The 23,163-nt window shown below is 66.9% G+C and carries 22 protein-coding genes; 13 read left to right on the forward strand and 9 right to left on the reverse strand.

Translation table 11 applies throughout. The annotated features are described in order from the left end of the window. Positions 1–439 precede the first annotated feature (439 nt). From AC1DEY_RS07525 to AC1DEY_RS07545, 5 genes are read left to right on the forward strand one after another with little or no spacing between them, the layout of a single operon-like run. Entirely contained in the window at positions 440–835 is a 396-nt protein-coding gene (locus AC1DEY_RS07525) for a nuclear transport factor 2 family protein (RefSeq protein ID WP_476867410.1), read from the forward strand. Positions 836–873: 38 nt separating this feature from the next. Further along, positions 874–2,085, forward strand: coding sequence for a thiolase family protein (locus AC1DEY_RS07530; RefSeq protein WP_476867411.1), 1,212 nt, complete (start codon positions 874–876; stop codon positions 2,083–2,085). 3 nt (positions 2,086–2,088) lie between these two features. Continuing rightward, entirely contained in the window at positions 2,089–2,748 is a 660-nt protein-coding gene (locus tag AC1DEY_RS07535) for a 3-oxoacid CoA-transferase subunit A (RefSeq protein WP_476867412.1), read from the forward strand. A gap of 1 nt (position 2,749) precedes the next feature. Next, a complete protein-coding gene (locus AC1DEY_RS07540; protein ID WP_476867413.1) occupies positions 2,750–3,424 on the forward strand; it encodes a 3-oxoacid CoA-transferase subunit B in 675 nt (224 codons plus the stop codon). Between the two features lie 60 nt (positions 3,425–3,484). After that, entirely contained in the window at positions 3,485–4,291 is an 807-nt protein-coding gene (locus tag AC1DEY_RS07545; RefSeq protein WP_476867414.1) for an IclR family transcriptional regulator domain-containing protein, read from the forward strand. Between the two features lie 40 nt (positions 4,292–4,331). Here the strand turns inward: AC1DEY_RS07545 and AC1DEY_RS07550 are convergent, their stop codons facing one another. Next, the gene (locus AC1DEY_RS07550; RefSeq protein ID WP_441409232.1) at positions 4,332–4,568 is read right to left on the reverse strand and encodes a hypothetical protein; all 237 of its coding nucleotides are present in this window, start codon (positions 4,566–4,568) and stop codon (positions 4,332–4,334) included. 173 nt (positions 4,569–4,741) lie between these two features. Between AC1DEY_RS07550 and AC1DEY_RS07555 the strand changes: the two genes are divergently transcribed. Continuing rightward, a complete protein-coding gene (locus tag AC1DEY_RS07555; RefSeq protein ID WP_476867415.1) occupies positions 4,742–5,692 on the forward strand; it encodes a diacylglycerol/lipid kinase family protein in 951 nt (316 codons plus the stop codon). Positions 5,693–5,722: 30 nt separating this feature from the next. On the opposite strand, the gene AC1DEY_RS07560 is transcribed toward AC1DEY_RS07555, so the two are convergent. Further along, positions 5,723–6,604, reverse strand: a complete 882-nt coding sequence (locus AC1DEY_RS07560; RefSeq protein ID WP_476867416.1) for an ACT domain-containing protein — start codon at positions 6,602–6,604, stop codon at positions 5,723–5,725. A gap of 92 nt (positions 6,605–6,696) precedes the next feature. After that, positions 6,697–7,239 (reverse strand): large conductance mechanosensitive channel protein MscL, encoded by a 543-nt coding sequence (gene mscL / locus AC1DEY_RS07565; protein WP_476867417.1) that lies wholly within the window; start codon positions 7,237–7,239, stop codon positions 6,697–6,699. Between the two features lie 265 nt (positions 7,240–7,504). On the opposite strand from mscL, the gene AC1DEY_RS07570 reads away from it, so the two are divergent. The 4 genes from AC1DEY_RS07570 to AC1DEY_RS07585 all read left to right on the forward strand — a co-directional run bounded on the left by AC1DEY_RS07570 (position 7,505) and on the right by AC1DEY_RS07585 (position 11,252). Next, positions 7,505–8,554: an FUSC family protein gene (locus AC1DEY_RS07570; RefSeq protein WP_476867418.1), complete on the forward strand. Its 1,050-nt coding sequence runs from the start codon at positions 7,505–7,507 to the stop codon at positions 8,552–8,554. Positions 8,555–8,670: 116 nt separating this feature from the next. Continuing rightward, positions 8,671–9,450 (forward strand): IclR family transcriptional regulator, encoded by a 780-nt coding sequence (locus AC1DEY_RS07575; RefSeq protein WP_476867419.1) that lies wholly within the window; start codon positions 8,671–8,673, stop codon positions 9,448–9,450. A gap of 89 nt (positions 9,451–9,539) precedes the next feature. Next, the gene (locus AC1DEY_RS07580) at positions 9,540–10,730 is read left to right on the forward strand and encodes a 4-hydroxybenzoate 3-monooxygenase (RefSeq protein WP_476867420.1); all 1,191 of its coding nucleotides are present in this window, start codon (positions 9,540–9,542) and stop codon (positions 10,728–10,730) included. 129 nt (positions 10,731–10,859) lie between these two features. Further along, positions 10,860–11,252 carry a nuclear transport factor 2 family protein gene (locus tag AC1DEY_RS07585; RefSeq protein ID WP_441411184.1) on the forward strand — a complete coding sequence of 131 codons (393 nt, stop codon included), beginning with the start codon at positions 10,860–10,862 and terminating at the stop codon, positions 11,250–11,252. Between the two features lie 24 nt (positions 11,253–11,276). Here AC1DEY_RS07585 and AC1DEY_RS07590 read toward each other — a convergent pair whose 3' ends face one another. From AC1DEY_RS07590 to purB, 5 genes are all read right to left on the reverse strand, one after another. After that, entirely contained in the window at positions 11,277–11,711 is a 435-nt protein-coding gene (locus AC1DEY_RS07590) for an acyl-CoA thioesterase (RefSeq protein ID WP_441411183.1), read from the reverse strand. A 65-nt stretch (positions 11,712–11,776) separates the two neighbouring features. Continuing rightward, complete coding sequence (locus AC1DEY_RS07595; protein WP_476867421.1) at positions 11,777–12,280, reverse strand: GNAT family N-acetyltransferase; 504 nt, start codon at positions 12,278–12,280, stop codon at positions 11,777–11,779. Positions 12,281–12,443: 163 nt separating this feature from the next. Then, complete coding sequence (locus AC1DEY_RS07600) at positions 12,444–17,300, reverse strand: NAD-glutamate dehydrogenase (RefSeq protein WP_476867422.1); 4,857 nt, start codon at positions 17,298–17,300, stop codon at positions 12,444–12,446. 148 nt (positions 17,301–17,448) lie between these two features. After that, positions 17,449–18,120: a histidine phosphatase family protein gene (locus AC1DEY_RS07605; protein ID WP_476867423.1), complete on the reverse strand. Its 672-nt coding sequence runs from the start codon at positions 18,118–18,120 to the stop codon at positions 17,449–17,451. Further along, positions 18,117–19,559, reverse strand: a complete 1,443-nt coding sequence (gene purB, locus AC1DEY_RS07610) for an adenylosuccinate lyase (protein ID WP_476867424.1) — start codon at positions 19,557–19,559, stop codon at positions 18,117–18,119. Before purB ends, AC1DEY_RS07605 begins: the two co-directional genes overlap by 4 nt. Before the next feature lie 360 nt (positions 19,560–19,919). Here purB and AC1DEY_RS07615 point away from each other — a divergent pair, with 360 nt between their 5' ends. After that, positions 19,920–20,105 (forward strand): hypothetical protein, encoded by a 186-nt coding sequence (locus tag AC1DEY_RS07615; RefSeq protein ID WP_476867425.1) that lies wholly within the window; start codon positions 19,920–19,922, stop codon positions 20,103–20,105. A gap of 95 nt (positions 20,106–20,200) precedes the next feature. After that, on the forward strand, positions 20,201–21,556 hold the full coding sequence (locus tag AC1DEY_RS07620; RefSeq protein ID WP_476867426.1) for a hypothetical protein: 1,356 nt from the start codon (positions 20,201–20,203) through the stop codon (positions 21,554–21,556). On the opposite strand, the gene AC1DEY_RS07625 is transcribed toward AC1DEY_RS07620, so the two are convergent. After that, positions 21,507–21,893: a phage holin family protein gene (locus AC1DEY_RS07625; protein WP_441411176.1), complete on the reverse strand. Its 387-nt coding sequence runs from the start codon at positions 21,891–21,893 to the stop codon at positions 21,507–21,509. The genes AC1DEY_RS07620 and AC1DEY_RS07625 overlap by 50 nt on opposite strands. An 84-nt stretch (positions 21,894–21,977) precedes the next feature. Here AC1DEY_RS07625 and AC1DEY_RS07630 point away from each other — a divergent pair, with 84 nt between their 5' ends. Then, complete coding sequence (locus tag AC1DEY_RS07630; protein WP_476867427.1) at positions 21,978–23,096, forward strand: histidinol-phosphate transaminase; 1,119 nt, start codon at positions 21,978–21,980, stop codon at positions 23,094–23,096. Positions 23,097–23,163: the final 67 nt, after the last annotated feature.

A 23,163-nucleotide genomic window follows, 5' to 3' on the forward strand; every position in this document is an offset into this window, starting at 1 on the left:
CGTTGACCTCATTCCGTTTGATTGGTTCGAGAACGACGTTAAGTGATCCAACACACAGGTGTCAAGTAAGAGATTACATGTGCACCATTCCTGTAAACCTCAAGCCGCCGGTCAACGCCCCATGGAGGGGTCCTTAGAAAGCGCGTTCTCCTTCGAATTAAGGCCGTTTCTCTGCTGATTATGCGGTAAGAGAAGGCTGGGGCGCAGGCTCTGTCGCGCAATCAGGCCCGCGGATTGTGTCAACTATTAGTTGACGGCCAGCCTGCTGTCAATTACCTTGGAATGAGGCTGGGCCAAGAATCATCAGCTCAGGTTTGGCTTTCCCTAACGAAGGCCCGGCTCAACGTCGTGAAGAAGCAGCGTTGGGCATGGACAGCGGGGCGAAATCAGACTCGTGGCGGCCGATAGCCCCCAACACTTTAAGCAAGGAGAGTGCTCCGTGGATAACGCCACTGCAGCCGAGAAAAACAAGATCGAAACCTTGGAAGCAAAGCGCTACCAAGCCGTAGTCGACGGTGATTACGACGCCTTCGAGGGCCTGTGCCACCAGCGCCTGGTGTACACGCATTCGCTGGGTGACCGTGACACGCTGAGCAGCTACCTGGAAAAGCTTCGCAAGGGCTTCTACAGGTACCACCGGATCGACCACCCCATCGAAGACATCGTCCTGATTGGGGACACCGCACTCGTACTGGGACAGATGAACGCGGACCTCACTGTCAACGGAACCCACAAAACGCTTGCCAACAGTGCACTCTCGGTATGGATAAAAGAGGGCGAGAGCTGGAAGTTCCTGGCGTACCAGCCGACGCCCCGCAAGCCAGCGGCAGCCTAGACCCCGCAACCCCTGCCCGCGCCAACGAAGGAAGAACCATGAACCAGGCTTTTGTTTACGACGCTGTGCGTACCCCCTTCGGGAAGTTCGGTTCCGGCCTCGCCGCCGTCCGCCCGGATGACCTTGCAGCGCACGTCATCACCGAATCCGTGAAACGCGCCCCCGCGCTGGACCCCGAGCGGATCGATGAGGTGGTCTTCGGGAACGCCAACGGCGCCGGCGAGGAAAACCGCAACATCGCCCGGATGGGCACCTTGCTGGCCGGGCTGCCGGTCTCGGTCCCCGGCACCACGGTCAACCGGCTCTGCGGGTCCTCCCTGGACGCGGCGATCATCGCCTCCCGGCAGATCGCCACCGGCGACGCGGAGCTSATGCTGATYGGCGGCGCCGAATCGATGTCCCGSGCCCCSTGGGTRCTGCCCAAGACCGAGAAGCCCTACCCGGCCGGGGRCCTGACCCTGGCCTCCACCACGCTGGGCTGGCGGCTGGTGAACCRRGCCATGCCSGCGGACTGGACCATCTCCCTGGGCGAGGCCACCGAACGGCTGGCGGAGAAGTACGGCGTGACCCGGCAGGCGCAGGACGAGTTCTCCGCCGSCTCCCACAACCTCGCCGCCGCGGCCTGGGACGAGGGCTTCTACGACAACCTCGTCGTCCCGGTCCCGGGCACGGACCTGGTCCGCGACGAAGGCATCCGGGCCGGGTCCTCGGCGGAGAAGCTCGCCGGGCTCAAGACCGTGTTCCGCACCGAAAACGGCACCGTCACCGCCGGGAACGCGTCCCCGCTCTCCGACGGCGCGTCCGCGGCGTGGCTGGGCAGTGAAAACGCCGCCGGGATCCTGGGCCTGGAGCCTTTGGCCCGGATCGCCGGGCGCGGCGCGCACGCCAACGATCCCCAGTACTTCGGCTACGCCCCGGTCGAGGCCGCGAACAAGGCCCTCGCCAAGGCCGGCATCGGCTGGGACCAGGTCGGCGCCGTCGAACTGAACGAGGCGTTCGCCGCGCAGTCCCTGGCCTGCATCAACGCCTGGGSCATCGACSCKGGMATCGTGAACCGGCACGGCGGCGCGATCGCCATGGGCCACCCGCTCGGCGCCTCCGGCGGCCGGATCCTGGGCACCCTGGCCCGGAGCCTGCAGGCCTCCGGCGAACGCTGGGGCGTCGCCGCGATCTGCATCGGCGTCGGCCAGGGCCTCGCCGTCGTCCTCGAAAACATGACCGCTGCCGGAACCAACACAGGAAAGGCGTAAGCGATGCTGAATTTCATTGACACCGTCGGCGAGGCCGTCGCCGGGATCAACGACGGCTCCACCGTGATGATCGGCGGGTTCGGCAACGCCGGCCAGCCCTTCGAACTGATCGACGCGCTGCTGGAGTGCGGCGCCACCGACCTGACCGTRGTGAACAACAACGCCGGCCAGGGCGACCAGGGCCTGGCCCTGCTSATCAAGGARGGCCGGGTGAAGAAGATGATCTGCTCSTTCCCSCGGCAGTCCGACTCCTGGCACTTYGACRCCAAGTACMRSGCCGGYGAGRTYGAGCTCGAACTCGTCCCGCAGGGAAACCTSGCCGAGMGGATCCGGGCCGCCGGCGCCGGGATCGGCGGGTTCTTCACGCCCACCGGCTACGGCACCATGCTCGCCGAGGGCAAGGAAACCCGCTTCCTGGAYGGCAAATGGCAGGTGTTCGAGACSCCCATCCACGCCGACGTCGCCCTTATCAAGGCGCTCACGGCCGACGGGAAGGGCAACCTCGTCTACCGCAAGACCGCACGGAACTTCGGYCCCATCATGGCCGCCGCSGCSAARCACASCATCGYCCAGGTCTCCGAGATCGTCCCCACCGGCGGCCTGGACCCGGARRWCATCGTGACCCCCGGMATCTACGTCAACAGCATYGTGAAGGTGGCCTGAGATGAGCATCCMAACCACGATCCAGACCTCCGACAAACCCCTGGGCCGGGACGATCTCGCCCGCCTCGTGGCCCGCGACATCGASCCCGGATCCTTCGTGAACCTCGGCATCGGCCAGCCCACCCTGGTCTCGAACTACCTCGARCCGGAGCAGAACATCACGCTCCACACCGAGAACGGCATGCTGGGCATGGGCCCGGAAGCCGCCGGGGACCAGATCGACGGCGACCTCATCAACGCCGGCAAGATCCCCGTGACCGAACTGCCGGGCGCATCCTACTTCCACCACGCAGACTCCTTCGCGATCATGCGCGGCGGCCATCTGGACATCTGCGTGCTTGGCGCCTTCCAGGTCTCCGCCACGGGTGACCTCGCCAACTGGCACACCGGCGCCCCGGACGCGATCCCCGCCGTCGGCGGCGCCATGGACCTCGCCACCGGGGCCAAGGACGTGTTCGTCATGATGACGCTTCTGACCCGCGACGGCGCATCCAAGATCGTCGAGGCGTGCACCTACCCGCTCACCGGGATCGGCTGCGTCACCCGCGTCTACACGGACAAGGCCGTCTTCCTGACCGGGCCCGACGGCGTCCAGGTGCGCGAGACGTTCGGCTGCACCCTCGAGGAACTCCAGGCCATGGTCCCCGTGCCGCTGCGTCCGGCGGATCCACGCTGACAGTCCTGCGGCCGGAGACCTTGCGCCCCGCTAAAGTGATGCGGGACCGAAAGGCGAAAAATGATTGAGCCAGCCAGGAGCGGCGGCGCGCCCGCGGCCAGCGACCAATACGTGCAATCGCTGGCGCGCGGGCTTGCCGTGATCCGTGCCTTCGACACGGAACACCCCAAAATGACGCTGACCGAGGTGGCGGCCCGGACCGAACTGACCCGGGCCACGGCCCGGCGGTTCCTGCACACCCTGGTGGAGCTGGGCTATGTCCGCACCGATGGCAAGATCTTCGCCCTGACCGCCAAAGTGCTGCAGCTCGGCTACGCCTACCTGTCCGGACTGTCCCTGCCGCAGCTCGCCCAACCGCACCTGGAGGAGCTCTCGCTCGAGCTGGGGGAGTCGACGTCGGCAGCGGTGCTCGAAGGCACCGACATCGCCTACATCGCGCGGGTGTCCACCCGGCGGATCATGACGGTGGGCATCACGGTGGGCACCCGCTTCCCCGCCTACGCAACCTCCATGGGCAGGGTGCTGCTGGCGGCCCTGGCCCCGGCGAAGCTGGAAGAGTACCTCGCGGCCGCCGACATCCGGCCCCTGACCCCCGGGTCCATCGGAACGAGGGCCGCACTCCTGGCGGAACTGGACACTGTCCGTGCCCAGGGCTGGTGCCTGCTGGACCAGGAACTCGAGCTGGGACTGATGTCCATCGCGGCGCCGGTCCATGACGGGCCCAAAGTGGTGGCGGCGATCAACGTCTCGCTGCAGGCCCAGAGYGTTTCGGCACAGCCCGACCCCGCTGCCTACCTCGATGCCGTGCGCGACGCGACGGTGGCAACGGCGGAACTCATCTCGGAGGACCTGACCTCGGGGCGGTGAAACACCCCTCCGACAGGACGGCCGGAAGAGCGCCGTCAGTTCAGGGGGCGGAATCCGGGACGGGCCCTGTTGAAACCGTGATGGTGACGCCCCCGGGTTCGTCACTGATTTTCAGATGCAGTCCCCGGCCCACTATCGAGGAATGGATGTCCTCGCTGTCGCCGGGGGCCAGCTGCTCGGCCAGCCGGGTGAGCGCCAGGGCCATCGCCCGGCCCCAGTCATGGGGATCCATGCTGGAGGATTCAGCGGTAGCCGAATAGTTCTCTGGTTCAGTCATCTGCTCCCACTTTCGGCGTCCGGAGCGCAGGCTCCGGCACATCACGAAGCCCAGTCTAGTGAGGCACACGAGCCGACGTCCACGATTGGCGCCGGTGCTGCGGAGGTTGCGCGGACACTGCGGCTAGGATTTCACGTTAGGGACTTCTCCCGCCTAATTGCCCTAAGGACGTCATGACAGAGAACAAAACGGCGACGCCGGAGACCCCCGATACCACCGCCTCCCTGCGGGCCGCAGTGGTTATCAACCCGATGAAATCTCCCGGCGAGAGCTTTCGGGCCTCCTTCTTCCGCCTGTGCGAGACCCAGGGCTGGGCCGAGCCGCTGTGGCTGGAAACCACCAAAGAGGACACCGGGCTTGGCCAGGCGCGCCAGGCCCTGGACGCCGGGGTCGACGTCGTCATCGCCGCGGGCGGCGACGGAACCGTCCGCTGCGTGGCGGAGGTCCTTGCGGGCACCGGCACACCGATGGGCCTGGTGCCTATGGGCACCGGCAACCTGCTGGCCCGCAATCTGGGCGTCGACATCACCGACCCCGTGGCCGCCAGCTACGACGTCCTGAGCGGCACGGACGTCAAGGTGGACGTGGTGAAGGCCAGGCTGGACCACGCCGAGGACGAACACCTCTTCCTTGTCATGGCAGGGCTTGGCTACGACGCCGCCATCATGGCGAACACCGTGGATGAACTCAAGGACCGCGTGGGTTGGCTCGCCTATGTTGAAGCCGGCATCCGGCACCTGCCGGGCAAGCCCATCCGGGCGAGGATCAGCATTGACGGAGGGCACGCCGTGCGCCGCCGGATCCGCAGCGTGATGGTGGGCAACTGCGGCAAGATCATGGGCGGCGTGGAGATCTTCCCCAAAGCCAAGATCGACGACGGAATCCTCGACGTCGTGATCCTGGCGCCCGTCGGCCGCCTGGGCTGGCTGGGAGTGCTGGCCGGGGTCTTCGGCCGGAACAAGCCCAAGGATGCCTCGGTGGAATACTTCGCCGGAAAGTCGGCTGAGATCGAGCTCGCCCACGAGCAGGATTTCCAGCTCGACGGCGACCCGCTCGGCAAGGCCAAGCACCTCAGCGTCACGGTGGAGCCCGGGGTCCTCAGCATCCGGATGACAGCCATCTGACCCGCCGCCCGCAGTGCCGGGCCGGCCGGGCTACCGTCCCGGTCCGGTGTGGTCCGGGCGGTGCGCGAGGATCTCAGCGAGTTCGGCCAGCCGGTGCGCGCGGGCGGACTCGGCCGGCGTGAACGGCTCGCCGGGCCTTGAAAACGCGATGGGCCCCTGCCACGCCGTCGGGATCTTCAGGACGGTCCCGTCCGCGTCGGCTGGGGATGGCGACTCCGGGCTGCCGGCGGCGGGCCCCGGGATGATCCGGGCCCGCAGCAGTTCCGCGACCGCCAGGGGCAGCTCCTCGGGGCTGGCGGCGATCCGGGCGGCAAGGCTCAGTGCACCGGTCTGCCCGTCGGCCATGGCCAGGGCCGTAGTGGGCCAGACGTGCGGATCCGCGCCGCCGCCTGCCCGCAGTGCCCGGAGCAGCTCGGTCTCACGGACCTCACCCGGCGCCGAGAGCACAAACTCGTCCAGCACGCCGCCGGCCACGGGGTGGACATGAATGCTCAGGATGTTCGTGTTGAGTCCGGCCAGGGCCTGGGTCAGTCTTTGCAGCGATCCCGGCTTGTCTTTCAGGACGGTCCGCGCCCGCCACAGGGCCGGCGCGGCGACAAGCCGCTTCCGGTGGCGCAGGGCCGGCGCATGCAGCCAGCTTCTGAGCATCCGGGCCGCCGAGGGTTCGGCCACCCAGATCACCAGGATGGTCGCGGTCAGGGTCAGCACCACGACCTTGGCAACATACGGCAGGTGTGTTTCCACCACCGCCGCGTGCACCAGCAGTTCGATCGGCAGCATCACGGCGATGTTGGCCAGCGTCAGCCGCGCCTTGGTCGGTTCGGGCATCTGGCCGCACACTTCGCAGCTGAGCTCGGAGGTGGCCGGGGAGTGGGCCTTGCCTGGTTTTTTGCCTGCGGCGTTGCGCGTCATGCTCCCATGATTCCGGCCGGCTGTTTCGGCCGGGTTGCCGCCGGGTGACAGTTTCGGACCAGCGCCCGAAGGCGTCTGCCCGGGCAGTAGAGCTAGCGGCTGGCGGCGTGGCGCGGGCGGTCCTCGTCCACGAACTCCGCCGCATTCCCCGCGTTGTCATCAACGTTCCGCGCGGGGTTCTTCTCGAAGTTCCCATCGAAACCGGCACGGCCGGGGCCGCCGTCGTGTTCCCGGTCCGCCAGTGTGGTGAGCAGGTCCCGGATCTCGGCCAGCAGCGCGGTGTCGGCCGGGATCGGCTCTTCCTCGGGCTCGGCGGCGCCGAGCCTGCTCTTGACCATGCGGTTGATCCGGTTCATGGGTGCCACGAAGATGAAGTACACCACCCCGGCGGTGATGAGGAAGGTCAGGAAGGCCGTCACGACGGCGCCGATGTTGACGAACGTCTTGTCGTTGCCCGGCCAGACGTAAAAGCCCAGGCCATGGGTCTCGACGCCGCCGGCCGCAGCGAGGACCGGGTTGACGATGTTTGAGGTAAACGCGCTGACCAGGGCTGTGAAGGCAGTGCCGACCACGACGGCGATGGACAGTTCGATCACGTTGCCGCGCAGGATGAAATCCTTGAATCCTTTGAGCATGGGGAACCTCCGGTTGTTTGCGTGATTCAACCGCTAGACGCTACCACCCCGCGGCGCGCCCGGCCGATCCCAATGAACGGGMTTCGATGCGTCAGCCGCGGGCTTCCGGAGTAACATCCGTCGTGGATGCCAGTGACGCCGTCGTACCATTCCGACCGCTGCGAAAGGGACCCCCAACCCGTGATGACAAGCCCATGAATGCCTGCCAGGGACTAATCCGGCCGTGGAGTGGGCGCTGCGACACTGGCCCCGTGGGACCGGCACTGTGAAGCTGCTCGCCGGGATGCTCACCATCGCGCCGGCCAACAAGGACCATCAGGTTGCCCTCCGCTGCGCCATCGGCGTGTTCGTTCCGCTGATCACCCTGGTGCTGCTGGACCGCCTCGACCTGGCAATCTTTGCCTCCTTCGGTGCCTTCACCGGGATCTATGGCCGCAATGAGCCGCACGCCAGGCGGCTGAATCTCCAGGTGCGGGCCGGTGGCCTGATGCTCCTGGTGATGTTCCTGGCCGCCCTCACCGCGCGTGTGGATGCCCTTGCCGGGCTGTCGGCGGCGGGCACCACCTGGGTCCTGGTCGGGACCACAACCCTGGTGGCCGGCGCCTGTTCCCTGGTAGTCGCCCTGTGGCGCCTTCGTCCCTCGGGCTCGCTCTTCCATATCTTCGCGTTCGCGGCCATCGCCTCAATCCCGAACCAGCCGCCGCTGTGGCAGGCCATGCTGGTGGCGGTGCTGACGGTCGCGTTCTCCCTGCTCATCGGGCTGTCATCGCGTGTGGCCAGGAGCCGCCGGACCCCGTGGGTGTGGCCGGAACCCCTAAGGCTGACACCGGGCCAGAAGCGCGCCGCGTGGCAGGAAAGCGGGGGCTACCTCGTGGCGGCAGGCCTGGCGGGCACGCTGGGGACCCTGGCCGGCGAATGGCTCGGCGTTGGCCACAACTACTGGGCGATGGTGGCCGCCGTCGTCCCGCTCGTGGGCCACACCACGCGGCACCGGGTCAGCCGGGGCCTGCAGCGCATCGCCGGGACTGCGCTGGGACTGGTCCTGCTCGCCGGGATCCTGCTCCTGCAGCCGAACCCCTGGCAGACGGTGCTGGTGATCGCCGCTTGCCAGTTCGGTGCCGAAATGTTCATCGCGCGGCAGTACATGCTGGCGCAGGTCTTTGTCACGCCCCTGGCCCTGACCTCGACGCTGCTCGTGGCACCCATCCCGCCCGGCATCCTGCTCCGCGACAGAATCGTCGAAACGATCATCGGGGCCGCCGTCGGCATCGCCGTCGTGCTGGCGCCCGGCGCCTGGCGACGCCTGACGAGCTAGTATCTACGGGATTCCGTATGGCCGGGCCCTGCTGGCCAGCCCCTTCCTATTGTGAGAGTCCTATCGCCCGAGGGTGTTGGGTGGGACACTTAAAACCATTCAACGGAAGGGGTGTGATGGCCAATTCGAACTCCGGCGACTCAGTGGTGGACCGCGTCCTGCGGCTGATTGCGGCCTTTCCGGAGGGTGTCACCTCGCTGCAGCTCTCGGAGCTGGCCGCGAGGGCGCAACTTCCCGTGACCACCGCGCACCGGTTGGCCCGGCAGCTTGCCGGCCACGGCCTGCTCGACGTCGGCCCCGGCGGTTCGGTCAGCCTGGGCCTGCGGCTCTGGGAGCTCGCCAACCGCAGTTCGCCCACCCTGGAGCTCCGCCAGGCGGCCTTGCCGTTCATGGAGGACATCCAGCAGGTGCTGAACCAAAACGTGAATCTCGCCGTGCTGGACGGCGCCGAGGTGCTCTTTGTGGAGCGGCTGTCCCGCCGGGGCTCCGCAGTCAACCGTGCGCAGGTGGCCGGCCGGATGCCCGTGCACGTGTCCTCCGCCGGCCTGGTGCTGATGGCCAACCAGCCCGGCACCGTCCAGGCCGAGTATCTCGAAGCGTTCAGCGACCCGGCCGGGCGGCTGGCCCCGGCCGAGCTCCGTGCTCTCCTTGATGAGGCCGTCCGCCAGGGCTATGCGCAGCTGGCCGGCGTCGTCGATCCGGACACATGGGGGATCGCCGTCCCCGTGCTGGACCGCCGGAAGCGGGCCGTGGCGGCCCTCGGCGTCGTGGTTCCCCTCCGTGAGATGCGCCTGCAGGCGCTGGTCCCGGCCCTCCAGACTGCGGCCCGCGGAATCGGTCGGCGGCTTGGCGAGCCCCGCGAGGCTGGCGGATTCCATTCAACGGGATCCATGTAACGCGTATCACGCCTGCGGGGGCACACTGTTAGCCGGACCACGAATACGGCTCCGGGCCCGCCCGGACCCCGCGACGAAGCGAGACGCACATGGCACAGCGGAAAGTCATCACCACCCAGGTAGCGATCATGGGCGCCGGACCGGCCGGGCTCATGCTGTCCCACCTGCTGGCCAAAGCCGGCATCGAATCCACCGTCGTCGAGCTCCGCAGCCACCAGGAGATCTCCGAAACGGTCCGCGCCGGCATCCTGGAGCACGGCTCGGTCAACCTGCTGGTAGACAGCGGTGTCTCCGACCGTGTGCTGCGTGAGGGCGACCGACATGACGGCATCGAACTGCGCTTCAACGGCGAAAGCCACCGGATCGACTTCCAGGACCTCGTCGGCGAATCGGTGTGGCTCTACCCGCAGACGGATGTGTTCCTGGATCTTTCGGCACGCCGGAAGGCCGACGGCGGGGACGTCCGGTACGCCGTCAAGGAGGCCACCATCCATGACATCGAGGACGCGCCCAAGGTCTGGTTCACCGACGAGGAGGGCATCGACTACGAGCTCCAGGCCGACTTCATCGCCGGCGCGGACGGTTCACGCAGCCACTGCCGCGCGCGGATCCCCGAGGCACGGCGCAATAGGTACTTCCACGAATACCCCTTCGCCTGGTTCGGCATCCTGGCCGAGGCCCCGCGCAGCTCCGAGGAGCTGATCTACGCCAACTCGGCGAACGGCTTCGCCCTGATCAGCCAGCGAACCGAGACGGTGCAACGGATGTACTTCCAGTGCGACCCCAGCGAGGACGCCAATAGCTGGGACGAAGAACGCATCTGGGACGCCTTTCGCAGCCGCGTCAACGGCAACGGCTTCGAGGTGAAGGAAGGGCCCGTGATCGAGAAGACCGTCCTGAAATTCCGCAGCTTTGTCCAGGCCCCCATGCGGCACGGCAAGCTGTTCCTCGCCGGCGACGCCGCGCACACCGTGCCGCCCACCGGGGCCAAAGGGCTGAACCTGGCGCTGAACGACGTCAAAGTCCTCTTCGAAGGATTCGACAGCTTCTACTCCACCGGCTCCACCGCGCTCCTGGATGCCTACAGCGACCGCGCCCTCGGCAGAGTGTGGAAAGCCCAGCAGTTCTCCTACTGGATGACCTCCATGCTGCACACGGCCGTCGACGCCGACGACTTTTCCCGGGCCCGCCAGCTTGGCGAGCTCCGGTCCGTGGTGTCATCCCGCCATGGCAGGGCCTATCTGGCGGAGGCTTATACGGGCTGGCCGGGCGACCGATAGGGCCGAGCCCGAGGTCCTGCCTGAGGGTCCTTCCGCGGTGCATGTTTTCCATCGACAGCTACCGGGGCCAGGACTACCCTTGAACCGTCCCAGCATGACCCGACAAAGATGACGGAGAGGTGCACGATCATGGGAACCGCAGAGAATGTTGAACTGGTCCGACGCGGGTACACGGCCTTCAACGCAGGGGATATGGCGACCCTCAGCGAGATGTTCGCGGAGGACGCAGTCTGGCACGTTGCCGGAAGCGGCGTGCTGTCCGGAACAAAACAGGGCCGGGACGCCGTCCTGGCGTACTTCGGTGAACTGGGCGCGCGTACCCAGGGTTCCTTCCAGGCAGACCTCGAGGACATCGTCGGCGGGGAAAAGTACACCGTCGCCATCCAGAAGACCCGCGCACAAAACAACGGCAAGACCTTGGACATGGCCACCGTCATCACGTTTGTGGTCCGCGACGGAAAGATCACCGAAGGGCGGGAGTTCTTCGAGGATACGGCCAAGGCAGACGATTTCTGGACCTGACCAAACAAATCCGTTCGCCCTGGCCTAGTCCTGGTCCAGGGTCTCGGTCAGGTGGTGCGTCGGAATCCGGTCCCGGTCGTAAGTGATTTCGGTGTATCCGTGCGGCTCGGGCTTCCCGGACGGGCTCAGGTTCACAAAGACGATCTCCTCAATCGTGAGGATGCTGCGGCGCGTGATCATGTTCCGGACCTCGGCGCGCATGCTCAGCGATGTCCGGCCGAAGCGGGTAGCGGTCAGGCCCATTTCGATCAGGTCGCCCTGGACGGCGGAGCTTACGAAGTTGATTTCCGAGATGTACTTGGTGACGGCCCGGCCGTTGCCCAGCTGCAGGATGGCGTAAATCGCGGCCTCTTCGTCGATCCACTTCAGCAGGCTCCCGCCGAACAGGGTGCCATTGGCGTTGAGGTCCTCCGGCCGCACCCATTTGCGGGTGCGGAAAGTGATGTCGGCCGATTCCATAGTGCGAGGTTAGCCCACTCCGGGACGGACCGGCGTTCTGTGACGGTGCGCGGTGCCGCGCAGCCTCACGCCATGGCGGTGTGCGCGGCGCTGTGCGAATCGATCGGCTTCGCGTAGCAGTACGAGTGCTCCACGCCGATATACGGTCCGAAGTTCGGCACCGGGGCGAAGCCCGAGTTCTCGTAGAACTGCCGTCCGTCGGTCTGCACCGAGCCCGCCTCCGCAGTCAGGGTGGTGATCCCCAGCGCGTGGGCGTGGGCTTCGAGGGCCGCCAGGATGGAACTCGCCACTCCGGAGCCGCGGGTGTACGGCAGCACGTAGAGGCGTTTGATTTCGGCGGTCCGGGCGTCCAGCACGCGAAGGCCGCCGCAGCCCACCGGCTGGCCCGAGGCCTTGTCGTGTGCCACCAGGAACACCGCCGTGTCCGCTTCCGACGGCGGCGGCCCGGGTTCGTGATCCGGCCGGCCGAAACGGGCCTCGAGTTCCGCCTGCTGGGCGGCCCTCAGGTCCGCACCGACGGGATTCGCCCAGGTGACCTGACGGATGTTGAGCCGCGGGTTGGTCTGCATGACTGCCTCGATTCGCCGAAGTGTTATGCAGTCCAAGGCTAGGCACCAGCGGTTTCGGCTGTGTTTCCTGCCGGTAAGAGTCGGGAGAACTGTGTATGGATGGATGGCGGTGCAGTTCCGTCTTTCGGCTCGACTTCCGGGTGGGCTTGGGGACGGCCGCTGCCTAGCGGCGCACGAGTGTCCGCAGGAGTTTCAGGGCCACGGAGATCGAGGCGATATCCACTTGCCCCGGTTTGGTCACTTCCGCGAAGGTGTCTTTGATCCGTCCCAGCTGCTCCTGATGCCCGCGTTCCCACACCACGATGCGCTCCACCGAATCGGACGTGCCGTTGTCTGCGGCGCCAGGGCCCCGGGTAGTCTCCATCACAGAGACAGTCATGTCCGCTACGGCGGAATACACGTCATCGCGCAAGGCGGCCCGCGCGAGGGCGTCCCAGCGGCTGTGCCGCGGCAGGTCGGTGATGCTGAGCAGCAGGTTCGCGGCGCCGATTCGCTGGAACACCGCGTAGTACACGTCGGCGATGGTGGCGATTGGTTCACGGACCTGTTCAGAGATCAGGGAGATGTCCAGCAGCCCGAAGCTCTCCAGCAGGTCCGAGAAGCGCAGGCCCAGCTCACGGGGCATCCCCACGGCGTCCCAATGCGCGAGCCGCTCTTGCGCGCGGTCCAGGTCGGAGCCCCGGAGGTAGTCCAAGGTGCAGGTCCGCAGCATCTCCAGTGTGGGCATGATCCTGCCCAGGGCCTCGTCCACCGGCTGGTCGCGATGGTCGTGCGTCACGTACCACCGCGTGGCCCGGTCGAGGACCCTCCGCATGTGCAGGGTCGCTTCGGCGACGCAGTCGTTCGGATATTCGGCGGGGAGTGTGGCCAGCCGGTTGACGATCCACGGCAGGTCGTAGGCCTCCCGCGCCACCACGAAGGCCCTGGCAACGCTGGCGGCCGTCGCCGTCGTCTCCTCGACGGCGCGGAAGGCGAACGTGATTCCGCCGAGGTTGATCATGTCGTTGGCCACCACGGTGCACACGATCTGGCGGCGCAGCGGATGATCTTCCAGCTCTGCTTCAAAGCGCTCGGACAGCTGGGGCGGGAAATAGCCGCGGAGGACGCGGCGGAACCACGGGTCCTCGGCAAGGTCGCTGGCGTTGAGTTCCGCCGCCAGTTCGATCTTGGCGTATGCGGCCAGCACCGACAGCTCTGGCGCGGTCAGGCCCTCCCCTGATTTCAGCCGTGCCCGGAGTTGGTCGTTGCTAGGCAGGCCCTCCAGCCTGCGGTCAAGGTCGGTGGCGTTTTCCAGCCAATCCATGGTCCGTTCGAAGCCCGGACTCCACTCCCGCACCAAGTGCCGGTCGTTGATAAGCAGGACATTCTGGTCCGCGTTGTTGGCCAGGACAAGACGGGCCACCTCGTCCGTGAGGGACTGCAGGAAGCCGGTGCGATCCGACGGCGGCATCTTTCCCGCCGCGATCATCCGGTCCACGAAGATCTTGATGTTTACCTCATGATCCGAGCAGTCCACGCCCGCTGAGTTGTCGATCGCATCGGTATTGAGCAGGACGCCGGACAAGGCGGCCTCAATCCGCCCGAGCTGCGTGATTCCCAGATTCCCGCCCTCGGCGATGATCTTCGCCCGCACCTCATTGCCGTTGACCCTGACAGGGTCATTGGCCTTGTCGCTAACCTCCGCGCTGGACTCCGACGAGGCCTTGACATAAGTTCCGATGCCTCCGTTGTACAGGAGGTCCACGGGCGCCCGGAGAMTGGCCTGAAGCAATCCATGGGGCGGCAGCGACACAGTGCCCGGTTCCAGGCCGAGTGAGCTCCTGACTTGTTCGGTAATGCCGATGGACTTGGCACGGCGGGAGTGGACACCACCGCCGTCGCTGATCAGCGCTGGATCGTAGTCCGCCCAGGACGAGCGGGGGAGGGCAAAGAGCCGCCGCCGTTCCTCGAAGGAGGCCTCCGCATCCGGTGCCGGGTCAAGGAAGATGTGGCGGTGATCGAAAGCCGCTACCAGCCGGATGTGGCGGGAGAGAAGCAGCCCGTTCCCAAAGACGTCGCCGCCCATATCGCCGATGCCGGCTACGGTGAAGTCCTCTTCCTGGCAGTCCATCCCGAGCTCGCGGAAATGGTGTTTTACCGATTCCCAGGCCCCGCGGGCCGTGATGCCCATCTGCTTATGGTCATAGCCCACGGTCCCGCCGGACGCGAAGGCATCGCCCAGCCAGAAGCCATACTCCGCGGCGACACGATTCGCAGCATCGGAAAATGACGCCGTTCCCTTGTCCGCCGCCACCACAAGGTAATAGTCGTCGACGTCGTGCCGCACCACGCGCGGCGGGGGAACCACCGATTCGCCGTTCGCGGTGGCGACCAGGTTGTCGGTGACATCCAGCAGCCCGCGGACGAATATCCGGTAGCACTCCAGGCCCTCCGTCAGCCACGCGTCGCGGTCCAAGGACGGGTCCGGCAACTGTTTGGGATAAAAACCGCCCTTGGCGCCGGTGGGTACGATCACCGAGTTCTTAACGTTCTGCGCCTTGACCAGGCCCAGAACCTCGGTGCGGAAATCCTCGCTTCGGTCGGACCAACGCAACCCACCCCTTGCCAGTGCCCCGAAGCGCAGGTGCACGCCTTCCACGCGGGGCGAATACACCCAGACTTCGTACTTGGGACGGGGGAGCGGCGCACCCGCGATCGCGGAAGGGTTCAGCTTGAAACTCAGGTGGGGCCTGGCCTGGAAGTAGTTCGTGCGGAGCGTGGATTCCACCAGGTTCATGAAGGTGCGCAGCAGCCGGTCGGCGTCGAGGACGGGAATGTCCTCGATCGCGGCCAGCAGGTCCCTCCGGGCCGCGTCGGTGTCCCTGAACCGGCGTGGCGCCTCCAGATCGGGATCAAACTTGGCCCTGAACAGTGCCAGGAGAGCGTGGGTTGCCCGGGCATTGGCCAGCAGCGTGTCGGTTATGAACCCATAGGAGGTTGTGGTGCCCAACTGCTGCAGGTACTTGGCGTAGCTGCGCAGGATGGCCGCCTGCCGCCATTCGATGCCCTCCCGGAGGACAAGGCCGTCAAAGCGGTCCGATTCTGAGTCACCGCGCATGGCAGCTCCGAAGGCATCCCCCAGCAGCCCGCTGGTCCGGGCGGGATCCACGCCGGCCGGGTACCGGACGCCAAGGTCATAGAGGAACAGAGCCCGGTCGCTCCCGCGCACCACATCGAAGGGCCGTTGGTTCAGCACCTCCAGTCCGAGGTTGTGGAAGAACGGCAGGATCCGCGTCAGGCTGTGGGCGGTGGTCAGGTAAAGCCGGATCCGTGCGTCTTCGGCCAGCGTCGGGGAGGCATCGGTGCGGACATAGACGGCCAGTTGGGGATCGTTCAGCTGCCGGCCGCCCGTGCCGTCGAGATCGAACCGCTCGAACGTCTTGATGTCCTCGACGGCGTCCTCGACTTCAAAATCAGCCCGGTAGCTGGCCGGGAAGGCGGCGGACCACAGCGCCGACAAACGGCTGGCCTCCGCCGACGGCAACCTGTCACGGAGCGCCTCGTCCAGGCCCTGGGCCCAGGTCCGCGTTGCGCTAACAATGCTTCGCTCCACTGCGGCGGGGTCGACGTCGGGCATCCCACCGGCGGGCAACAGGATCCGGAAGAAGACCCGGGCCATCGGGGATTCACTTAGCCTGACTTCGAACTCGAGCGAGGAGGACCGGCAGGCCTGTTTAAGCTCGTGCTCAATCCGGAGGCGTACGGCCGTGCTGTACCTGTGCCGGGGAAGGAACACCAGCGCGGTCATGAAACGCCCGTAGCTGTCGGCGCGCAGGAACACCCGTGTCTGGTGGTGGGCCTGCAGGCGCAGGATTTCACGGGCGAGCCCGGCAAGTTCATGGAGGTCCCGGTGGAACAGCTCGTCCAGGGGGAATGACTCGAGGACGGCGATGAGCTGCTTGCCAGGGTGGGAGGCCTCGGTGAAGCCAAAGCCCTCCTGGATGGCGCGCACCTTGTCCCGGATGACCGGGATGCGCCGCACGGACCGGCCCGTGGCACCCGGGGCGAAGAGGCCAACAAACCTGACCTCTCCCGTGGCCTTCCCGGCGCTGCCGAACGTCCGGACGAGGATTTCATCCAGGTAAGCCGGGCGGGGGACGGACGATCTCAGATCCGAAATGGAGATGGTGAGGACCTGCGGATGGGGCAGTCCCGTAACGGGCTGTCGGGCCTCCGGCCGCCCGTCCCTGAGCAGGCCGAGTCCCGCGCCGGGAAGCAACGACACAACATCCGGACGGTCCGCCGTCGGGTATTCATATTCGCCGTATCCCAGGAACATGAAGTTGCCGCGATCCAGCCAGTCCAGGAGCTCACCGAGCTGCTCAGGAGTCGGCACCGCGCCGGCGGGCAGCCGGTCCAGGGACTTGATGGTGCGTGCGAGACGGGCGTGGATGGCGGGAGTGTCATCGGCGACCAGCTGGACGTCCGCCAGGACACGCCCCACGTTTGCGGTGAGTTCCGCGATGGCCCGTGAGTCCGGCAGCCGGCCTATCTCTGCCGCCACCCACGTTTCGGATCTCCACCCCGGCGGATCTTGGACGGTGCCTGTCGCCGCGTTGACGGGCATGCCGGCACTTCGGCCCGCCGGTCCGGGCTGCGGGGATCCATGCCGTACTTCCACCAACTGATCAGTCCGCGGATCACGCCGCACCAGAAAATTGGGATGCACCAGCAACCGAATGGACTCGTTTTGGCGGGCCAGCTCCGCGGTGAGCGAATGGATCAGGTGCGGTGTGGAGTCAGCAACCACCAGCAGGACGCTGGCGTCACTTTCGTTCAGGATGTCGATTGCCGCCGTGCCTGCCGGCCGGCTGTCCGCAAGTTCCGCATGGTGCCTGGAGCGCTGCTCCAGGTTTTCCGGACTGTAGCCTTGGAGGTCCTCCGGCGCAGCGTGCTCGTAGTAGGCCGCTAGGAACTGTTCATCGAAGCCGGGGAAGACGCTGGTGGGAGCGTGCCCGGGGTGTACCGATTTGCGTGACATGGGCCTGCGCCTCCACGGCGCGGGCCCAACCGCTTGCCGCGGCCGACCATCCTGTCCCCACGCCTGTTTTCATCATCGCCGCGTTCCGGTTAGCAGTCCAGTCCAGTCCCGGCGGGCAGGCTTCGCCCGCCGGGGACTGACGGGCCCGCTACGCGAGACGGCCGGTGGGATCCTCCGCCGTCGGATCCGCCAGCGCGAGGCCGCCCACGGGGCTGTCGTCCCAGTGGATGAGCTCCCAGCCGCTGTCCGGGTCGCCGTCCAGCGCAACGATGCCGGTATTGTCCAGCGCGTGCTTGATGGCGAAGTCCGGTCCGATGTTGCCTGCCCGCATGCCGGCCCACACCCGGATGGCCGCGCCGTGGCTGACCACGGCGACGGATCCTGAGTTCCCCGAACCGTTTTCCCGCGCAGCGATCTTGGCCATCGCGGCGTCGTAGCGCTCAAAGAAATCCCGGCCGCTGGGACCGTCAGGCATCCGGCGGTCCAGGTCGCCGTCCGCCCAGGAAAAAATGGTGCCCATGTACCGCTTGTGCGATTCGTGGTCCGTCATCTTCTCCAGGGACCCGGCCTCGATCTCGTGAATGCCCTGGAGCACCTCGATTTCCAGCCCGTGCACCCGGGCGAGGGGCGCGGCCGTGATCTGCGTCCGGATCAGGGTAGAGGCGTAAAGGGAGTCGATCCGCTCGTTCGCCAGGACGCGGGACAACGCCTCAGACTGGCGTTCGCCGAGTTCTGTCAGCCCGGGCCCCGGGTGCGCGGTGTCCAGCTGGCCAAGGACGTTGCCGGGGGTCTGGCCGTGGCGGATGAGCAGGAGCCTCATTTGAGGTGGTCCACCAGCTGGTCGGCGATCCCCGTGTACTTGCCCGGAGTCAGGGCCAGCAGCCGGGCTTCGGCGTCGGCGGACAGGCCGAGGCCCTGGACGAATTCCTGCATCCGGGCAGCGTCCACGCGCTGCCCGCGGGTCAGGTCCTTGAGCCGCTCGTAGGGGTTCTCCATGCCTTCGACGCCGGCGATGGCCTCGGCGCGCATGACCATCTGGATGGCCTCGCCGAGGACTTCCCAGTTGGTGTCCAGGTCCGCGGCCAGCACGTCCTCGGCGACCTTGAGCCGGTCCAGGCCCTTGGCGACGTTCGAGATGGCGAGCAGCGAGTGGCCGAACGCCACGCCGATGTTGCGCTGCGAGGAGGAGTCGGTGAGGTCGCGCTGCCAGCGGGAGGTGACCAGGGTGGAGCCCAGCACGTCCAGCAGGCCGGAGGAGATCTCGAGGTTGGCCTCGGCGTTTTCGAAACGGATCGGGTTCACCTTGTGCGGCATGGTCGAGGAGCCCGTGGCGCCCGCCACCGGGATCTGCACGAAGTAGCCGATCGAGATGTAGCTCCAGATGTCGGTGCAGACGTTGTGCAGGATGCGGTTGAAACGCGCGACGTCGGCATAGAGTTCGGCCTGCCAGTCGTGGCTTTCGATCTGGGTGGTCAGCGGGTTCCAGGTCAGGCCGAGGCCTTCGACGAAGCCCTTGGAGACGTTCTCCCAGTCGGCGCCCGGCACGGAGGCAACGTGGGCCGCGTACGTGCCGGTGGCGCCGTTGATCTTGCCGAGGTACTCGGTCCGGGCAATCCGGTCCAGCTGCCGGTTGAGGCGGTGCGCAATGACGGCCAGTTCCTTGCCCAGCGTGGTGGGGGTGGCGGGCTGGCCGTGGGTGCGGGAGAGCATCGGCACGGCGCGGTTGTCCTCAGCCATGGCGCTGATCTGGGCAACGAGGGCGCGGGCCGCGGGCAGCCACACGTCCTCCACTGCGCCCTTGACGCCGAGGGCGTAGGAGAGGTTGTTGATGTCCTCCGAGGTGCAGCCGAAGTGGACCATGGCGGTCAGGTGATCGATGCCGATGCCGGGCAGGCGGCGGCCGATGTAGTACTCCACCGCCTTGACGTCRTGCACCGTGACAGCCTCGATCTCGGCCAGCTCGGAGACGGATGCGGCGTCGAACTCGGTGACGATCGCGCGCAGCTGCTGCTGCTGTTCGGCCGTGAGCGGGCCGGCCCCGGGCAGGACGCTGTTGGCGGTCAGGTGGATCAGCCACTCAACCTCCACGGCCACACGGTCGCGGTTCAGGGCCGCCTCGGAAAGGTAGTCCACCAGCGGCGCGACGGCGGACTGGTAGCGGCCATCCAGCGGGCCGAGCGCGATCTGGTGGTCGGACGCGGCGAGGGCCAGGCGTCCGGATGGCGTGCGGGTATCAGCTGTGGCGGCAGTTTCAGGCATGTGCCGATTCTTTCACGAAGTGCGGCCGGGCCTTAAGCGCACCTTTTCTTATGACAGTGCCGTCTGACTTTCCCGCCGACGCCGGCGGCCCTCCGGGGGTTGTCCACATAGCCGGGCGGCGCCCTTCAGCCGGTCCCGGCCGCCCGTTAGCGTCGCTTCATGAGCAGTGGAATGACGCAGAGCACTTGGACATCACAGGGCAGTTCGATATCACAGTCCAGTTGGATATCACCCGGACCGGCGGGCAGCGTTGCAGTTTTAGGCGTGACGGCCGCCGATGCCCTCGAGTGTGCTTCGCGCAGTTATGAAGTCCAGCAGCTCGCGGCACGCGTTGGGAGGTGCGCAGATGAAGTTGACGCCGTGATCGCCAGCCTCGCGCGCCTGGAATTGCAGACGTGGCAGTCGCCGGCCGGTCGCGCCTACCGGCTGACGCTGGCCCTGCACGCGGCGGCGCTGCGCCGGAGCCGGGACGCCCTGCTCGACGCCGTGGCCGTCGTGCTCCGGCATGCCCGGAACGTGACGCTCGCAGACCGGACCGGCCCCTGATGGCCGAGGTGACGCCGGCAGGCTCCGGAGGCACCCCCGGGGTTTCCGCGCCACCGGCTGACGGCGGCCTGCGCATCCGGGGCGGAATCGGAGGGGTGAGCTTCCAGTTTGAGGAGCTGCTGGCGGGCGCCGCCGCACTGGACGGGCTGGTCCGGCAATTGCAATGGGTTGAAACCGAAGCCGATTCCGTCCGGCGGGCACTGTTCCCCTACCAGTCCGACTCCTATGCCAGCGGCAGCAACGCCATCATTGCCGTGGGGGAGGCCGGCCGGGATGTCGGCCGCGTCCGCTCAGAACTCGGGCGCATCGGCGGCGACGTCCGTGCCAGCCACCGCGAGTACGAATATGCCGAGGCCCGGAATGCCCTGCTGCTGCGGATGGGACTGCACGGCCCGGTGTACGGCGCAGCACCCGAGCCCTTCGCCCTGCCCGGGGTGCGCGGCACCGTTGAAGCCTGGATCGCCATGGCGCCCGGGAACCTCGCCGCGCTGCTTGGCCTGCCCCTGCCCCTGGCCGCCGTGGCCGGAGCAGTCAGCGGGCCCACTGACGTCCGCCGGATGGTTCGGGACGCCTCGAATTCGCCGGGGCTCGCGTTCCTCAAGCCCCGGCCCGTCGACATCGTGGGTCGCGAGACGTTTTCGGCCAACGTCGATCTCTCGCCGGCCGGGCTGCTGCGGCGGGCCGGAGCGGTGGGAGAGCAGGAGGGTCGGATCGAGGTCATCGAGGCCGGCGGCGGGAGCCGGCCCGCGTGGGTGGTGATCATTCCCGGAACGCAGCAGGGCGGCCTGCCGGAGGGCACCAACCCCTTTGACCCCGCCGGAATCGCCGAGGCCTTGGGCTATGACTCGGCATCGACAGCTGAGGCGATCCGGCAGGCGTTGCGGCAGGCCGGAGCCCAGGCCGGTGACCAGCTAGTGGCCGTCGGCTACAGCCAGGGTGGGATCCACGCCATGAATCTGAGCAAGGACCGAGCTTTCCTGGCCGAGTACGATCTCAAGTTCGTGCTGACTGCGGGTTCTCCGGTTGGCGGAATCAACCCGGAGCCGGGGATCCGCAGCCTGCACCTGGAACACGAACAGGACTGGGTGCCCGGGGCGGACGGGCTGGCCAATCCGGATACCAGGGACCGGGTGACCGTGACCCTCACCAACCCGCTGGCCGTGCCGCCCCTAAAGGACTTCGGTTTGGGGCCAGGGCACCGGCTGGAGAATTATGCCGAGGGGGCTGCGCTCGTTTCGGCTAGCCGGGACAACACGCTGCGGGTCTCCACGGCGGCGCTGGCCGCAGTCGTGGGGACAGGAGGTGCGGCGACCGTGACCCGGTTTTCGCTCCGGCGCGAGGGCCGGCCGGCGCTACGGGAAGCGCGCGCAGGCCCGGGACCGCGGGGCGGCCCGGGAGCCCCTAGCGATCGAGGGCGGGAAGGAAGCTGGCCACAAGCGACACCACGCTGATGATGATGGCGGCGAACACCGCGGTCCAGAAGAACGAGTCGATGGTGAAGTGCACAGTGGTGTAGCTGCTGATCCAGGACGTCAGGTAGAGCATGCCAGCGTTGATGACAACCGTGAACAGGCCCAGGGTGAGGATGGTGATTGGAAGCGAGAGGATGCTCACGATGGGCTTGACGAAGGCATTGACCAGGCCGAAGATCAAGCCGATGAACAGGTAGCCCAGCACAACGTTGATGGTGCCGTCACCCTGGGTGGAAATATCCAGGCCGGTGAGGATCCAGCAGGCGATTGCCAAGGCCAGCCCGTTGATGATGACTCGAACGATGAATGAGCGCATGGCCCCATGCTGTCATACGCCCGGCCGCGGCGGCAGGGACCATATCCTCCAATGGCGGCAGCGACCCGAAGTAGGCTAGTTGGCATGACTTCATCAGAGAACCCGGCCGGGGGCATCAGGCCCCGTCCGGTGGTAGACCTCCTGCCCCGCTACGCGGCCGGCAAACCGCCCGTCCCCGTCGAGGGCCTGGTCAGCTACAAGCTTTCCTCCAACGAAAACCCTCTGCCCCCGATTCCTGCAGTGCAGCAGGCCATCGCCGCGCAGACTGACTTCAACCGCTATCCCGACCCGCTCAGCAGCAAGCTGCGTGAATCGCTCGCCCGCTTCCTGGACGTCCCCGCCGAGGACATCGTCACGGGCGCCGGCAGCCTTGGCGCCCTGAACCAGCTGCTGACCACCTTCGCCGGCCAGAACGACGACGGCAAAGCCGACGAGGTCATTTACGCGTGGCGCTCATTCGAGGCCTACCCGATCTGCGTCGGACTGGCGGGCGCCGAGAGCGTCCGCATCCCGCTGACGGCTGACGGGCGGCATGACCTTGAGGCCATGGCGGCCGCAGTGACCGCGCGGACCAGGATGGTCCTGCTGTGCACGCCCAACAACCCGACCGGCCCCATCCTGACGTCCGAGGAAACGGAGCGCTTCATCAAGGCCGTTCCCGCCGACGTTGTGGTGGTCATCGATGAGGCCTACCAGGAATTTGTGCGCGACAACGATGCTGTGGACGGCATCGCGATGTACCGCAAGTACCCCAATGTCGTCGTCCTGCGGACGTTCTCGAAGGCACACGGCCTTGCCGCGCTCCGCGTGGGCTACAGCGTCTCCCGGCCCGAGCTCACGCAGCACCTGCGGGTCGCCGCCACACCCTTCGCGGTCTCCCAAATCGCCGAAACTGCGGCGGTCACCTCGCTCGAGCACTTCGCTGACGTTGTAGAAAGGGTACAAAGCCTGGTTGACGAACGGGACCGGGTCACGGCCGGACTGCGGGAACTCGGATGGTTCATTCCGGAGGCCCAGGGCAACTTCGTCTGGCTCAATCTGGGCGCAAACAGTGCGGAATTCGCCGCCCTGGCGGCGGAACGGGCGCTCTCCGTGCGTGCCTTCGGCGACGAGGGCGTGCGGGTCAGCATCGGCGAACCGGAAGCCAACACCCGGTTCCTGGAGCTCTGTGCGATCTATACAAAACCGCCACGGCGTTCCTAGCGCTTAACATGACGGGTCCTGGCCGCCCCGTGCGGATAAAGTAAGGACGAGTAAGCCAAAATATATG

The sequence above is a fragment of the Arthrobacter sp. 05T47 genome (assembly GCF_056395825.1).

Bases quoted from the DNA above. Each gene is read 5' to 3' on its own strand.
- AC1DEY_RS07605 (WP_476867423.1), bottom strand. From the start codon at position 18,120: ATGAGGCTCCTGCTCATCCGCCACGGCCAGACCCCCGGCAACGTCCTT.
- AC1DEY_RS07595 (WP_476867421.1), bottom strand. From the start codon at position 12,280: ATGCAGACCAACCCGCGGCTCAACATCCGTCAGGTCACCTGGGCGAAT.
- AC1DEY_RS07550 (WP_441409232.1), bottom strand. From the start codon at position 4,568: ATGACTGAACCAGAGAACTATTCGGCTACCGCTGAATCCTCCAGCATG.
- AC1DEY_RS07560 (WP_476867416.1), bottom strand. From the start codon at position 6,604: ATGACGCGCAACGCCGCAGGCAAAAAACCAGGCAAGGCCCACTCCCCG.
- AC1DEY_RS07630 (WP_476867427.1), top strand. From the start codon at position 21,978: ATGACTTCATCAGAGAACCCGGCCGGGGGCATCAGGCCCCGTCCGGTG.
- AC1DEY_RS07575 (WP_476867419.1), top strand. From the start codon at position 8,671: ATGGCCAATTCGAACTCCGGCGACTCAGTGGTGGACCGCGTCCTGCGG.
- AC1DEY_RS07555 (WP_476867415.1), top strand. From the start codon at position 4,742: ATGACAGAGAACAAAACGGCGACGCCGGAGACCCCCGATACCACCGCC.
- AC1DEY_RS07585 (WP_441411184.1), top strand. From the start codon at position 10,860: ATGGGAACCGCAGAGAATGTTGAACTGGTCCGACGCGGGTACACGGCC.
- AC1DEY_RS07625 (WP_441411176.1), bottom strand. From the start codon at position 21,893: ATGCGCTCATTCATCGTTCGAGTCATCATCAACGGGCTGGCCTTGGCA.
- AC1DEY_RS07590 (WP_441411183.1), bottom strand. From the start codon at position 11,711: ATGGAATCGGCCGACATCACTTTCCGCACCCGCAAATGGGTGCGGCCG.
- mscL (WP_476867417.1), bottom strand. From the start codon at position 7,239: ATGCTCAAAGGATTCAAGGATTTCATCCTGCGCGGCAACGTGATCGAA.
- AC1DEY_RS07580 (WP_476867420.1), top strand. From the start codon at position 9,540: ATGGCACAGCGGAAAGTCATCACCACCCAGGTAGCGATCATGGGCGCC.